Source organism: Ideonella azotifigens, from assembly GCF_006519715.1.
In the GTDB taxonomy this organism is placed as follows: domain Bacteria; phylum Pseudomonadota; class Gammaproteobacteria; order Burkholderiales; family Burkholderiaceae_C; genus Ideonella; species Ideonella azotifigens.
Window position 1 is genome coordinate 1 of record NZ_VIDT01000002.1, and the last position, 13591, is coordinate 13591.

Annotated in this window: 17 protein-coding genes; 9 read left to right on the plus strand and 8 right to left on the minus strand. The window is 62.0% G+C overall.

Annotated features, from left to right (window positions below; genetic code table 11):
* Positions 1 to 336 (minus strand): glutamate--tRNA ligase family protein (locus FKP22_RS00335; RefSeq protein WP_233446786.1); only part of this gene is annotated, 336 nt, incomplete at its 3' end.
* A 2-nt stretch (positions 337 to 338) separates the two neighbouring features.
* The gene (locus FKP22_RS00340; protein WP_141284061.1) at positions 339 to 1331 is read right to left on the minus strand and encodes a LysR family transcriptional regulator; all 993 of its coding nucleotides are present in this window, start codon (positions 1329 to 1331) and stop codon (positions 339 to 341) included.
* Between the two features lie 177 nt (positions 1332 to 1508).
* Here FKP22_RS00340 and FKP22_RS00345 point away from each other — a divergent pair, with 177 nt between their 5' ends.
* The 5 genes from FKP22_RS00345 (at position 1509) to FKP22_RS00365 (ending at position 5052) form a co-directional block, all read left to right on the plus strand.
* Positions 1509 to 2210 (plus strand): pirin family protein, encoded by a 702-nt coding sequence (locus tag FKP22_RS00345; protein WP_141284063.1) that lies wholly within the window; start codon positions 1509 to 1511, stop codon positions 2208 to 2210.
* 146 nt (positions 2211 to 2356) lie between these two features.
* Positions 2357 to 3595: a glycoside hydrolase family 5 protein gene (locus tag FKP22_RS00350; RefSeq protein WP_141284066.1), complete on the plus strand. Its 1239-nt coding sequence runs from the start codon at positions 2357 to 2359 to the stop codon at positions 3593 to 3595.
* A 44-nt stretch (positions 3596 to 3639) separates the two neighbouring features.
* Positions 3640 to 4350, plus strand: a complete 711-nt coding sequence (locus FKP22_RS00355) for a DUF599 domain-containing protein (RefSeq protein WP_141284068.1) — start codon at positions 3640 to 3642, stop codon at positions 4348 to 4350.
* Between the two features lie 103 nt (positions 4351 to 4453).
* Positions 4454 to 4666: an AbrB/MazE/SpoVT family DNA-binding domain-containing protein gene (locus tag FKP22_RS00360; RefSeq protein ID WP_141284070.1), complete on the plus strand. Its 213-nt coding sequence runs from the start codon at positions 4454 to 4456 to the stop codon at positions 4664 to 4666.
* Between the two features lie 8 nt (positions 4667 to 4674).
* Positions 4675 to 5052, plus strand: coding sequence for a type II toxin-antitoxin system VapC family toxin (locus tag FKP22_RS00365; protein WP_141284072.1), 378 nt, complete (start codon positions 4675 to 4677; stop codon positions 5050 to 5052).
* 57 nt (positions 5053 to 5109) lie between these two features.
* Here the strand turns inward: FKP22_RS00365 and FKP22_RS00370 are convergent, their stop codons facing one another.
* The 4 genes from FKP22_RS00370 to FKP22_RS00385 all read right to left on the minus strand — a co-directional run bounded on the left by FKP22_RS00370 (position 5110) and on the right by FKP22_RS00385 (position 7262).
* Positions 5110 to 5532, minus strand: a complete 423-nt coding sequence (locus FKP22_RS00370; protein WP_141284074.1) for a VOC family protein — start codon at positions 5530 to 5532, stop codon at positions 5110 to 5112.
* A gap of 266 nt (positions 5533 to 5798) precedes the next feature.
* The gene (locus tag FKP22_RS00375) at positions 5799 to 6260 is read right to left on the minus strand and encodes a hypothetical protein (RefSeq protein ID WP_141284076.1); all 462 of its coding nucleotides are present in this window, start codon (positions 6258 to 6260) and stop codon (positions 5799 to 5801) included.
* Complete coding sequence (locus tag FKP22_RS00380; RefSeq protein ID WP_141284078.1) at positions 6214 to 6741, minus strand: GrpB family protein; 528 nt, start codon at positions 6739 to 6741, stop codon at positions 6214 to 6216. Before FKP22_RS00380 ends, FKP22_RS00375 begins: the two co-directional genes overlap by 47 nt.
* A complete protein-coding gene (locus tag FKP22_RS00385; protein ID WP_141284080.1) occupies positions 6738 to 7262 on the minus strand; it encodes a P-loop nucleotide/nucleoside kinase family protein in 525 nt (174 codons plus the stop codon). Before FKP22_RS00385 ends, FKP22_RS00380 begins: the two co-directional genes overlap by 4 nt.
* A 308-nt stretch (positions 7263 to 7570) precedes the next feature.
* Between FKP22_RS00385 and FKP22_RS00390 the strand changes: the two genes are divergently transcribed.
* The gene (locus tag FKP22_RS00390) at positions 7571 to 8281 is read left to right on the plus strand and encodes a hypothetical protein (protein ID WP_141284082.1); all 711 of its coding nucleotides are present in this window, start codon (positions 7571 to 7573) and stop codon (positions 8279 to 8281) included.
* 272 nt (positions 8282 to 8553) lie between these two features.
* Here the strand turns inward: FKP22_RS00390 and FKP22_RS00395 are convergent, their stop codons facing one another.
* Together FKP22_RS00395 and FKP22_RS00400 are read right to left on the minus strand one after the other, a co-directional pair.
* A complete protein-coding gene (locus FKP22_RS00395) occupies positions 8554 to 9072 on the minus strand; it encodes a hypothetical protein (protein ID WP_141284117.1) in 519 nt (172 codons plus the stop codon).
* A gap of 382 nt (positions 9073 to 9454) precedes the next feature.
* Positions 9455 to 10102 carry a hypothetical protein gene (locus tag FKP22_RS00400; protein WP_141284084.1) on the minus strand — a complete coding sequence of 216 codons (648 nt, stop codon included), beginning with the start codon at positions 10100 to 10102 and terminating at the stop codon, positions 9455 to 9457.
* A 437-nt stretch (positions 10103 to 10539) separates the two neighbouring features.
* Between FKP22_RS00400 and FKP22_RS00405 the strand changes: the two genes are divergently transcribed.
* From FKP22_RS00405 to FKP22_RS00415, 3 genes are read left to right on the plus strand one after another with little or no spacing between them, the layout of a single operon-like run.
* Positions 10540 to 11292, plus strand: a complete 753-nt coding sequence (locus FKP22_RS00405; RefSeq protein ID WP_141284086.1) for a DUF4422 domain-containing protein — start codon at positions 10540 to 10542, stop codon at positions 11290 to 11292.
* Between the two features lie 46 nt (positions 11293 to 11338).
* Positions 11339 to 12205: a hypothetical protein gene (locus FKP22_RS00410; protein ID WP_141284088.1), complete on the plus strand. Its 867-nt coding sequence runs from the start codon at positions 11339 to 11341 to the stop codon at positions 12203 to 12205.
* A 14-nt stretch (positions 12206 to 12219) separates the two neighbouring features.
* Positions 12220 to 13308 (plus strand): GSCFA domain-containing protein, encoded by a 1089-nt coding sequence (locus FKP22_RS00415; protein ID WP_141284090.1) that lies wholly within the window; start codon positions 12220 to 12222, stop codon positions 13306 to 13308.
* Positions 13309 to 13591 lie beyond the last annotated feature (283 nt).

The following is a 13591-nucleotide window of genomic DNA, read 5'->3' on the forward strand; positions in this document are numbered from 1 at the left end:
CGCGGCCAGCGCGTTCAGGATGTCCTGCCGGCTGCAGCCGCAGGGGTAGGCCAGGCCGGCGGTCACCAGTTGCTGCAGCGCCGCCGCATAAGCCTCGCCACGGCGCGACTGCCACCACACCTGGCCATCCGGCAACAGCCTGCAGGCCGCCAGTTGGGCCAGGATGGCCTCGCCTGCACCCGCGATGCAGCGCGGCGTGTCCACATCTTCGATGCGCACGCGCCACTGGCCGCCATGTGCGCGTGCGTCCAGCCAGCTGGCCAGCGCGGCCACCAGCGAACCGGCGTGCAGCAGGCCGGTGGGTGAGGGCGCAAAGCGACCGATGTAGCCCGACATGTTCAATCCACGTCGGAAACCAGGCCGCTTTGCGGATTGAGCAGCGCATGCCGAGTGGCAGGGCTCTCCAGCTGCTGCAGCCACCACTGCAAGGCCAGCCCCTGCGGCGCCTTGCGCGGCTGGGTGACCGACGCCGCGCGCCAGGCGTAGGCCATGGTCGCCACGCGCTGCTGGCGCTGCACCTGCTTGACGACCAGCCGGCCCAGGCGGATGTGGTCGCGCACGAGCGGCTCGGGCACGAAGCCGCAGCCCAGGCAGCGCAGCTGGGCCTCGATCTTGGTGTGCATGGTGGGCACGGTCAGCACGTCCTGGCCGGGCAGCAGGTTGACCGTCATGGGCGACAGGCGTTGGGCCGAGTCGGCCACGGCGACCGCGCGGTGGCGCAGCAACTCGGCGTCGTCAATGGGGCCGTCGAAAGTGGCCAGCGGGTGATGCGGCGCGACCGCGAAGACAAACGCCATGTCGCCCAGCGGCCTTAGTTCGATGCCCGAGGCCAGCACGCTGTCGCCCGGCACGCCAATCGCCAGGTCCGCCTGGCCCGACACCAGCGCCTCCCAGGTGCCAGCCAGCACCTCGGTGCGCAGCCGCAGCCGCGTGCCTGGGCCGTCCTGGCCGCCGTTGGGGCGCATGGCGTAGAAGGCTTCGCACAGCTCCAGGATGGTCAGCCGGGACAGCACGCCGTCGACCGCGATCGTCAACTGGGTTTCCCAGCCGGTGGATACGCGGCGCACCCGGTTGGCCACCGCGTCCATCTGCGCAAGCAGTCGCCGGCCTTCCTGCAGCAGTTCCTCGCCAGCGGCGGTGAGCTGGGCCTGGCGCGAGCGGCGGTCGAACAGCAGCACGTCCAGCGCGTCTTCCAGCTGGCGCACGCTGTAGGTCAGCGCCGAAGGCACCTTGCCCAGCTCGCGCGCTGCAGCGGCAAAGCTGCCGGTGCGGGCGATGGTGTCCATCATCGACAAGGCGTCGGGCGTGAGGGCTTGGCGGCGGTCTGTCATGGCGGCGGCGTTTTGGGGAGGCGTAAAGACTGAATGCAGAAGCGCTTGGGCATTCATCTTATTTGAAAGCTCGCTTCAAGCCACCGCCGCCGCACAAGAGGGTCCCAGACCTACATTGGATTCACCGCGACGCAAGGCCTTTCGCCTCCACCGCCGCTTCACACGGAGATGCTCACCATGATCACCCTGCGCAAGTCTGAAGACCGCGGCTATGCCGACCACGGCTGGCTGAAGAGCTTCCACACCTTCTCCTTTGCCGACTATCACGACCCGGCCCACATGGGCTTTGGCAACCTGCGTGTCATCAACGAAGACCGCATTGCCCCGGGCACCGGCTTCGGCACCCATGGCCACCGCGACATGGAAATCGTCAGCTACGTGCTGGAAGGCGGCCTGGGCCACAAGGACAGCCTGGGCACCGGCGCCACCATCCAGCCTGGCGAAGTGCAACGCATGACGGCCGGCACCGGCGTGCGCCACAGCGAGTTCAACCACGCCGAAGGCCAGACCACGCACTTCATGCAGATCTGGCTGCTGCCCAAGGCCGCAGGCCTGGCACCGGGCTACGAGCAGAAGGCTTTCAGCACCGAGGAAAAGCGCGGCAAGCTGCGCCTGGTGGCCTCGCCGGACGGCCGCGACGGGGCGGTGACGCTGAACGCCGACGCCGCGATCCGCGCCGGTCTGTTCGACGGTGACGAATCGGCCGAGCTGGCGCTGAACCCGGCCCGCAAGACCTGGGTGCACCTGGCCCGCGGCAAGCTGACGGTCAACGGCCAGCAGCTCTCGGCGGGCGACGCCCTGGCGCTGACCGGCGAGCACCAGCTGGAGATCAGCGGCGGGCAGGGCGCCGAGGTGCTGGTGTTCGACCTGGCAGCCTGATCGCCTGAGCGCGGGCAACGGCGGCCCTGATGTCGCCAGGCAACAAACGCATCTGCATGTTGCCGGGCGACCGGAAACACCTGCTGCCGCCCGGACCAAGCATGAGAATCCGGCTTTCGCCCCGCTGAGGGGTTGCCGGAGACCTCATGCCCCCGCTGCGTCGCTCGTCACTCGTCCTCTTTGCTGCCCTGGCGGGCGCTGCCGCCCACGCCGGCAACCTGCCCGCCGGCTACGCCAAGTGCGCCACCGAAGGCCAGACCTGCAGCTTCAAGGGCGCCCGCCAGGTCGCCTATGGGGCGGCCGGCAAGTTCGCCTACGGCACCTACGTGGGTGGCGTGGCCTGCACGCTGGCCAGCTTCGGCGGCGTGGATCCGAACCCTGCCAAGCCCGCCAAGGTCTGCTCCTACAACAAGCAGAAGATCAACACCAGCAGCCCGGTGCCGGCCTACCGCGGCGTGAGCCTGGCCGGCGCCGAGTTCGGGGCGGACCCGTGGGGTGGCGGCTCGCTGCCCGGCACCTACGGCGTCAACTACACCTACCCGACGCAGGGCGAGGTCGGCTACTTCGCCGGCAAGCAGATGAACACGGTACGGTTGCCATTCCGATGGGAGCGGCTGCAGCCCACGCTGAATGCCGCGTTCGACAGCGCCGAGTGGGGCCGGCTCAACGGCTTCGTGGCCGCCGCCACCGCCAGCGGCGTCACCGTGGTGCTGGACCCGCACAACTACGCCCGCTACTACAGCAACGTCGTCGGCGCCGGCGTGTCCAATGCCGCTTTTGCCGACCTCTGGTCGCGCCTGGCCACTGCCTACAAGGGCAACGACAAGGTCGTGTTTGCGCTGATGAACGAGCCGCACGACATGCCCACCGAGCAATGGCTGGGCGCGGCCAATGCCGCCATCGCGGCGATCCGCGCAGCCGGTGCCGGCAACCTGATCCTCGTACCCGGCAACGGCTGGACCGGCGGCCACAGCTGGAGCGACACCTGGTACGGCACGTCCAACGCCACCGTGATGCTTGGCGTGGTGGACCCGGCGGACCGCTACGCCTATGAGGTGCACCAGTACCTGGACAGCGACAGTTCCGGCAATTCGGCCAACTGCGTCAGCACCACCATTGGCGTCGAGCGCCTGAGCGGTTTCACCGCCTGGCTGCGCAGCCACGGCAAGCGCGGCTTCCTCGGCGAATTCGCCGGTGGCAACAACGCCACCTGCCAGGCCGCCGTCACCGGCATGCTGGACCACCTCGGCGCCAACCGCGACGTGTGGAATGGCTGGACCTGGTGGGCGGCCGGCCCGTGGTGGGGCAGCTACATGTATTCCATCGAGCCGCAGAACGGCGTGGACGCGCCGCAGATGGGCTGGCTGACGCCTTACCTGCCTTGACGGCAGGCTGAAGAAGCGGTGGCTGCCCGGTAAAGTCCGGGCCCATGAGAACTTCGCTGTTGGATGCGCTGAGCCTGCTGTCCGGGCTCGACTGGCTGGCCCTGCTGGTGTTCTTCGGCGGCTGGGCCGGCTACGCCAGCTTCGCCCGCCGCCGCGCCACCACCCGCGCCTCGGTGCTGGGCAGCACCAACCATGAGCGCCGGCTCTGGATGCGCCGCACCACGCAGCGCGAGAACCGCATCCTCGACGGCATGGTCACGCAAAGCATGTCCAGCAGCCCATCGTTTTTCGCGTCCACCACCATCCTGATCATTGGCGGCCTGTTGGCCGTGATCAGCGCAGGCGTGGAGCGCACCGAAGAACTGGTGCGCGACCTGCCGTTTGCCGCCCACACCAGCGCGCTGGTGCTGGAGATGAAGCTGGTGCTGCTGCTGGGCATCTTCATCTACGCCTTCTTCCGCTTCACCTGGAGCATCCGCCAGTACAGCTTCGGCGCCTTGCTCGTCGCCTCCGCCCCGCTGTTCGACGAACCCTGGACCGAAGCCGAACGCGACGCCTTCGCCGACCGCGCCGGCGGCGTCATGGCCCTGGCCGCCGAAGCCTTCAACGACGGCCTGCGCGGCTACTACATGGCCTTCGCCGTCGTCGGGTGGTTCTTCTCGCCGTGGATCTTCGTGGCCGCCACCGTCGGCGTCATCTGGGTGCTGTTCCGCCGGGAGTTCCATTCGGAGGTGCTGGCACTGCTGGCGAGGTAGGGCCCGCTGGGGCTGATGGTTGCTGCACGCGACCACGCCTGGCCTCAGGGGGCAAAGAGGCGTATTCTTACCGAATGGTGATCGATATTTACGGAGTAAGAAAATGACAGCTACCGCCACCTTGTCCAGCAAATTCCAGATTTCCATTCCCAAGGGCGTGCGCGAGGAACTGCACTGGCAGGCCGGGCAAGAGTTCGTGTTCATCCCCAAGGGCAAGGGGGTGCTGGTGATGCCCGTGCCGGAACTCGAACAACTGGCTGGCATCGCCAAGGGCGCGCAGACAGACGGCTACCGCGACCGTGGGGATCGCTACTGATGGCAGCCATGCGCGTGGTCGACACATCGGCATGGATCGAGTGGTTGATCGGCAGCACGCTCGGCAAGCAACTTGGCCAGCAGTTCCCCGACAAGTCGCAGTGCATCGTCCCCACCATCGTGCAGCTCGAACTGTCGAAGTGGCTGGTGCGCGAGCTCGGCGAAGAACAGTCGGATCAAGTGATCGCCTACACGCAGAAGTGTGTGGTCGTGCCGATGGACACCTCCATCGCCCTGCTCGCGGCAGACCTGCACCGCGAACACAAACTGGCTACCGCCGATGCCATCGTCTACGCAACGGCTCGGCACGCCGGCGCGGACTTGCTGACCTGTGACGCGCATTTCGATGGCCTGCCCGAGGTGGTCTTGTTCTCGAAGTCGCCTTGAGCGCCAGCTGCTTGCGGCTGAAGTGCAAGCCATTCCTTGGGCACGGAAGCAGGTTCGTCAGAGCGACGAGAAGCTCGGGTTGAACGCCACTTCCCACAGGTGCCCGTCCGGATCCTGGAAGTAGCCGGCGTAGCCGCCGTAGAAGGTCGCCTGGGCCGGTTTCACGATGTTCGCGCCAGCGGCAGTTGCCTGGCCCATCACCGCGTCGACCTCTTCGTTCGAGCCCACGTTGTGCGCGAGGGAGATTTCCAGAGCACTCGTGGCCTGCTGCATTGGCAGCCCGCTGTCGGCCGCCATGCTCTTGCGCGGCCACAGGCCCAGCTTCAAGCCATTCTCCAGATCGAAGAAGGCCACCGCGCCATTCTCGATTTCCGTGCCGACGATGCCCTTGGTCGGCAATCCCAGCCCGTCCCGGTAAAACGCGACCGCCCGTTCCAGGTCCGAAACCCCGAGGGTCAGCAATGTGATGCTTGGCTTCATGTGCGCCTCCGAATCCACCAGATCTGACCGGCAGCAAACGGCACGCCCGCTCTGTCAGGAACGGGTTCAAACCATATGTCCCTGATGTCTTCACCGTCGTAGCCCATACACCCAGAGCGTGTCGCATCGCCAGCTGGCAGTGCGATTGCCAGCCGTGCCGGGCTCGGGCATCTCGTCCAGCTGCCAGCGAACGGCGCCGCACTGACAGTGCCTTCAAGTGTCGGTGGTCTCCTGTGCGGGGGTGAGCAACGCTGGTTTCGGCAGCTTTACCGTGGCGGGTCTTTTACCGCGGCGAGTTGCAACTCGGGCGCAAATCCCAATTCACGCGCATAAACCTCGATCTGACTCAAGACCGAACGCCCAAGCTCGTTCTTGGGCGGCAAATGGACCAGCAGTACCAGTGGCGCCTTGTCGCGCTTCGCCTGTGGAAAGTTGGTGGTGAACTTTGGATCGTCGAGCCATTGCCGATAGCCGCGCAGTTTTCGCTGCGCGCTGGGCTTGGTCAGGCCGTCTTCCAGCGGCCGGTCAATCACCAGCAACAGTTTGACCTGACCGGTGGCGTCATCGACACGAACGTCGTCCACCTGTCGTCTGTCGTTGGCACCCAAACCGGCCGGCATTGCCGTCACGGAGATTGCAAGGAGCAGCGCGGCGAGTGGTGCAGTACGCAAAGCCAACTTTTCAGCCAACCTGTTGACCCTCTTGCCAAGCCAGGGCGAGTGCTTCATGGTGTTTGACGAACGCATTCTTGCCATCCATATAACCCTGGATGTCGTCTGGAAAGCTGATCGCCAAGCGCTGTTTCAGAGCGCTGTAAGCTTGCGCCGCTTCGGCATGCGCGTTCATGTAGTCGCGAAAAGCAAGATGGCGGCTTGCGCCCTCGCTGCCGCGCTCGAATGCATGCACTTGATGCGTGCGAATACCGTCTGGTGAATTTTTTCGGAAATAGCGCCGGCCCGGAATGCCAAATTCGCCCATCGCTTCGTAGCCCAGTGCCTGCATGGCCTGTGCGTTGTCGTCCACTGTGGCGAGACTGGGCACCGTCAGCAGCATGTCGATGATTGGCTTGGCGAAGACGCCGTGGATCGCGGTACTGCCAATGTGATGGACTTCGATGTCCAGATTGGCCAACGCAGCATGAATCTGTGCCGCCTCAGAATCAAACTCGACGCGCCAATCTGGATTGGGCGGTAAGACGCGAACCTTCATGGCTGGCGATCCGCCCCGTCGGACTGGTTCGCGCTCGGCGCATACTTCCGCACATTGAAGCCTTCATCCGGCAAAGGCGGCTGGAAATACGAGGTGACGAGGTTGAAGGTCGCCTCGTCCAGTTCGTGCGAGCCTTCCGGGCGTTCAACGTTGCGTTTGGCAATGCGCTGCAGGCACAGCTGGTTGCTGGCGTCCAGATGGTGCAAGGTGTGGGCGCAATTCGCCTGCTCGAAGATCGAGCGGAACCAGTTGCGCCCGTCCCGCGTATTCGCCGGAAAGTCCAGTACCACCGATTGCCTGGCCAACAGTTCCACCACCAGCGGCGCCACCACGAGCTTGATGCGTTTCGAGTACTTGATGTAGTCCGCAAAAGTGGCGAGCTCGTCAGGAAAAAGCCGCGCCAGCCAGATGTCCTCGCGCAGCAGTACTGCGTCGTGTTGCCGCGCAAGCGATGCCGCCAAAGTGCTTTTCCCGGCCCCCGCCTTGCCGCACATGAAGTGCAATTCCTTCTTGCCGATCATTTCGTGTTCACGGGGATTTGCTATTGAATTCAATCATTGTGGATGATAATGGGACGCTTGATCTAAGCTCTGCCCAATAATTTTCTTGCAAATTTCAAACAGCGGATTCCATAAGAATCAACAACTTAGCGAAATATACACGATAGAAAAACTCTTCGAAAAGCCTGGACCTTGGTTTCGCCGCGGCGCCTGATCTTCTCTACTCGTGCCTGATCCACAAACCTATCTATGTGCATCAGGCACAATGAGGCGATCTCATTTACGATCTCCCACTACCGCCTGCCTTCCACAACGCACACAACGTAAACATGCCAAACCTTAGTCGCGAACAGTTGCTCTCAGAAATTGAGGATTTGCTGAGAACAATGCCTGAACGGTCAAAGCTGAGACACCCGCTTGAAGAAAACTACTCGTGGTTTGGGCGGGCGCTTGCATTGGTGGCTCAATGGGATGAGGCGCAATCGCTTGTCCTTAACGGGTACATTAATTCGTTGGCATCGCCTACCGGAGACCTTTACATGGCTCTTGCGGGAATGATGACAATTATCAACCAAGCGAGGTTCGATCTGCGGATGAGGACTACCGGTCCGCTATCTGTTGTGGTAGGTGGTGGGAATGTTTTCGATTATTTTGATGAGCTCAGGAAAATAATTGAAGAGGCCAAAGCAAGTCTATTTTTTGTTGATCCCTATCTCGATGCTGAGTTTGTTTCCAGATACGCTCCTCATATCAAGTCGGGAGTCAGCGTCCGTCTTCTTGCAAATAAGACAATTCAATCCCTCCTCCCGGCGGTACAAGCCTTTTCTCAGCAAAGTAAATTAGCTATTGAAGTGCGTTCCACAGCGCAACTACACGACCGCTTTCTCTTCGTTGACAACGCTAACTGCTATCAATCCGGAGCATCATTTAAAGATGGCGCAAAGAAGGCGCCGACGACACTTACGCAAATAGCGGATGCATTCATTCCTGTGAGGGATACATTCGAGCAGCTTTGGAAGTCCGCCTCCGTGCACATATGATGTGACATTATTAAGCTTTGCAAATTTCCGATGGTGGGATTTGCTGGCTCGATAACTAGTCAACTTGTACTATTTTGTGTCTATGGCCCGCTCAAGCAGCCGTTATGTACAGAATTGAAGCTGCTTCCGGCGTTGGGGTTGTGGCGGCATGCGTTCTGATTTGGTAGGTAATTCTGGAGTCGAATCTTGTATTGCATCATCTCAGAGTCAGAACTGAGTGTGATTGAATCATACTGTATAACACAAAATTTTCTCTCGCCGAGGCGCTGATGTTAGCCATTATTTGCGGACTGTAGGCGAGTGATTTCGTCAAAAGCGGCGAGTTTTGCTTGATTCATGGTTGGATAGTTTCGCCTGCCGTGTATAACTCCAGATCCGCCCATCGGCGATACGGTTGCTGCCCAGCCATTGCTGCGCTCGTATACAGTAACCCTAAACCCATCCGCCTTGATCGTTGGGTTGCCATTCTTTGATATTTTCCATTTTCGAGTAGTCCAACGGCTACGCTTGGATGCTCGGCTCTGCATTGATGCATCACGACTCCGCGCGGCATCCAAATCCCCTTCCATGTGACCGGCGCAAACGCAGCCCACGGCTAGAATCGTTGAGTAATCCGGATGCTCCATGTGATGAACGTAGCGAATGGTCCGAGATTCACACATTTCACATTCGGTCTGAGGCTCGCCAAGGTCTTCGATATCAATGCAAACCCAACCTTTGTGGGGCACGCCTGGCGCTGACCATTTTCCCCTCCCTGCTGCAACTAGCTCTTCCTCGGTTGTGTTCGACATGAGTACTCCAAGCGACGAGAAAAGGCCAACTAAGCCGAGTGCGAGCGACGGCTTGCCGACGCGAGTAGGATCCAATAACTTGTTGGGCACCGTTGCCATCCTCTGTTGAGAGCTTCTTGAGGCGCTCCTCGAGTGCAATGCCGTCTACCAGGTCCAAACGGTAGGGAATGTGTCGGGCAATAAATACGCTAGGATCAAGTCCTGTATCGCGGCATCGCTCAGCAACTAGCTAAACGAGCCGTCGTCGCGCATGAAAAGGAATACATGAATACAAAATTTTACCTCGTTATCCCTGTTTTTTACGAATAATGTCGAAGCTCAGCAGAAGATAAAATTCGCAGAGTTTTGGCGGTCCTCTTCAGTACCAGGTTGGTCTTCTTTTTTATACCGCTGTTGCTTGGGCTGAAAGTGCACTCTCAATTTCCGAGAGGGCTGCCAACGTGACGTTTGGGTCTTTCTCCGCCATTGTCAGGAATAGGGCACCCTCGCGAAGGAACAGACGGGCACAGAATACTTTGCGCAGAGACTTGTTTGTGTGCCGTAAGTCCTTGCGAATTGCGAGTAAAAAATCCTCTGTGAGGAAGATTGACTTTGCGTCAGGATTTCCCTTGGCAAGGTGATCTTTCCAGGCGACGAACGCTTCAATCACATCTGGGCCGCTCCACAAAACAAGCTTGCGGGTGAACTCTCGAAGGAAGGGAACCAAATCCTTCTCTGTCCTCGGGCTGTCTTCGCCACCGTTGAAGAAGAGGGTGAAAAACTCCTTGAGAAACTCATCATAGATTTCGGTCTTCTTGTCGCGGTAAAGCGCATCGAGTTCCTTCTTTCTCTCGTAGTACCGACCCACCATGACCGTTGCCGTTGCAACGAACACCGTGGCTGACGCGGCTATTAGCGGCGCGGCAAGCTCCTTCGGAATGGTGCTGAGATACTGGAAAAAGGCGTACACCCCCCATACAACGAGGCCTGTGCATCCCGCGAAGAATGCCAAGCCTGTGAGAACGAGTGCTAAAGACTTGAGACGGCGCATGATTGAGGCAGCTAACGCGATGTAGCAGTAAAACCCGTCGCGAGACAAGACTCATCGTCAGAGACCAACACTCGCGGTATTTAAGGCAAGTTCTCGATGGGCTTGATTTTTGGTCCGTCGCTCCAGCGTATCACCGCGGTATCGATCATGGAAAGAGGCGACTTCCTCTACCTTAAGGATTAAAGCCCCTGGGAAATGGAGCGGGCTGGGCGCTGGGCTTCAAACCTGAGACTGCTCGACCTTTTCCCTTTGGTCGCTCAACCGCCGCTCGGTCGGAGTCGGCCGCGCCTCTCCGCCCCCAATAGCCCCCAAAACCCCCCTCTACTCCCCGGAATGCAGACACCTCTCGCTCGGTAAGGTCGCTGTGTCCAGATTGGTGCTCGTGTCGAGGCTTGACCCGACCGGTTCCGAGGCTGGCGCAGCGTCAAGGAACCGAGATGAGTGACCCGCAGCAACTGACGATCTACCAGACCTTTCACAAGGACTACGTGCGCAATGCCGATTGCCCGTGGATCCAGCCTGTGGGGGTCAACGGCTACCAGGCCGAGGGCTTCAAGAGTGACGGGGAGGGTGACGACAACATCTCGTCGCTGAACTCGTTCTATTGCGAGCTGACGGCCCAGTACTGGGCCTGGAAGAACGCCACGGCCGACGTGGTGGGCTTCTATCACTACCGGCGCTACCTGAACTATGTGTTCGACGCGACCTGGCAGTACCAGACCACCGTGGGCGTGCCGGGCGATGCCTTTTTCCTCTCGTACCTGACGGCCGACGGCCAGCGCAGCAAGCTCGACGAGATCCTGGACGTGGCCGACGCCATCGTGCCCAAGCGCGCCGGCTCGAACCGCTCGATCGAGGCGCATTACCTGGCGCATCACCCTGCAGAAACCTGGGAAGCCTTCCTGGAAGAGCTGCACGACCAGCATCCCGAATACCGCAGGTTCATCCCGCTGTTCAAGCTGAACAGCACGATGTCGAACTGCAACATGGTCGTCATCCGCCGCGAGCAGTTCAACGCGTACTGCGAAGAACTCTTTCCGCTGATCGACGCGGTGTACGCGCGCATCGGCGCGCCTTACGACACCTACAACAACCGCTACCCGGGCTTCCTCGCCGAACGCTTCCTGGGTTTCTGGCTGCACGCCCGCGGGCTGCGCACTTTCGAAGTGCCGCTGATCCAGCTGACCTGACTGAACACCCGCCGCCACAGGCATTCCAGAAGAGGGAGACAACCCAATGATCTACATCATGGGCATGAGCCACATCCTGCCGGTGCTTGACGCCTGCAGCGCAGACGGGCTCAAGGCGCAGCTGGGCCGCATTTCCAACGACCAGGCGCCGCAGTTTGTCGACTGGCACACCGATCCGGCGCAGATCGCCGTGCCGGTGCAGGTGGCCAACCTCTACATCCGCCAGATCGCCCCGCACTGGGGCCCGACGCTGGCGCTGCAAAGCTCGCCCAGCGTGATCAGCATGGCGCCGGGCTTCCAGAAGATGCTGGCTGGCATGAACGGGGAAGGCGGGCAGGGCGGCAACGTGCTGTTCACCTTCATTCACGGCGAGGAGCACATCCACCTGGCGCTGCGCGAGCAGCCGCAGCCGCTGGACTTCTGGCTGCCAGAGCGGCCGGACCTGGCGCCGCTGCCGGGCCGGCAGATCGTGCCGCTGTACGTCATCGAACTGCAAGTGGCCGCGCAGATCGCCAAGGCCCAGGCCATCCTGCTGGCCATCCGCGCGATGCAGCCTTCGATGCCGGTCTTCAACGTGGTGTGCCCGCCCACGATCCCTGGCGAGCGCTGGGACCCGGGCCCCGGCGTGGTGGACCCGGAAGCGGTGGACATGAGCCCGCTGTCGGTGCGGCTCAAGTACTACCTGGTCTACGCCCGGCAGATCCGCGAATCGGCGCGCGCCTGCGGCATCAACAGCCTGCTGCCGCCCGCAGAAGCCATGGACCCGCAGGGCTACCTGGCCGCTGAGTTCGCCGGCGATTCGGTGCATGGCAACAAGCGCTACGGCGCGCTGGTGCTGCGCCAGATGGCCGAGATCGCCGAGAAGACCGGCCAGCGCCGCGTGCCGGCCGAGTTGCTGGCGCAAGCCGCCTGAACGGAGAGATCGACATGCATCCCTATTCGAATCTCCCCCCGCGGGCCTTCTGGAAGAAGTTCGTGTCCGACGTGGCCTGGCGCGACCTGCCGCTCAACGACACGCCGAAGTTCCAGCTGCTGCGCAGCGACAAGGTCGCCACCGCCGGCAGCTGCTTCGCGCAGCACATCGCCCGCTACATGAAGAAAGTGGGCATGGCGCCGTACATCGCCGAGCCGGCCCACCCGCTGATGCACCAGTTCGGCGGCGAGGTGGAGAGCTACCAGCAGTTCTCCGCCCGCTACGGGAACATCTACACCACACGCCAGTGCCTGGAGCTGTTCCAGCAGGCCTTCGGCCAGCGCCCCATGATCGAAGACTTCTTCGAGCAGGACGGCCGCTGGTACGACCTGGTGCGTCCCAGCGTCGTGAAGGCCGGTTTTGCCAGCCTGGAAGAAGCCAGGGCAGACCGGGCCTACCACCTGGGCCGCGTCAAGCACATGTTCGAGACGGCCGATGTGTTCATCTTCACGCTGGGCCTGACCGAATGCTGGCTCAACACCGAGACCGGCCACACCTACCCAGCCTGCCCGGGCACGGTCAAGGGCGAGTTCGATCCTGAAAAGCACGTCTTCCGCAACCTGACCTGCACCGAAGTCGTGGCCGACCTGGAAGCCCTGGTTGCCGCGCTCACCGAGGTGAACCCGGCGCTGAAGATCATCTTCACCGTTTCACCGGTGCCGCTGGTCGCCACTCGCAGCGAGCGCAACGTGCTGGTGGCGTCCTCGTATTCCAAGTCGGTGCTGCGCGCCGCGGTGGGCGAGGTCGAAGCGCGCCATGCGCAGGTCGCCTACTTCCCGTCCTTCGAAATCATCAGCCACGCGGCGTCGTTCGGCCAGTACCTGGCTTCGGACCTGCGCGAGGTCACCGAACGCGGTGTCTCGCACGTGATGGGCTGCTTCCTGTCGAGTTTCTATCCGGAGCTGGCTGCCGCCGGCTCGTCGTCTTCCACCGCCGCAGCGCCTGCGGCTTCGGTGGCCTCTTCTTCACCGGCCGCTGCGGCCACTCCGGAGCTGGCGCCCCCGGTGGAATGCGATGAGCTGTTCAACGATGTACGCGCTTGACCACCCCTCCGCGTCGGCCTGCGGGTTAACCCGCGGAATTTTGCGGGGCCGTGAACGGCCGACGCCCAGGAAGCCCCGGTTTGCCAACTCTTCGGCAAGAAGAGGGGGTTTTCGGGCCCTGTTTGCTGCCTCCGGCGGCTTAAGTCGTTCGTCCACGGGACGAAAACCGACTGAGAGATCGGAATTCCACCGACGTCGCTGCCCTGCGACCGGCTGCTGCCCTGATCTCGGCGCAAGGCGAGGAGCCTCGGTTCAGCCCCTTGCGCACCGTTTGAAGTTTCTG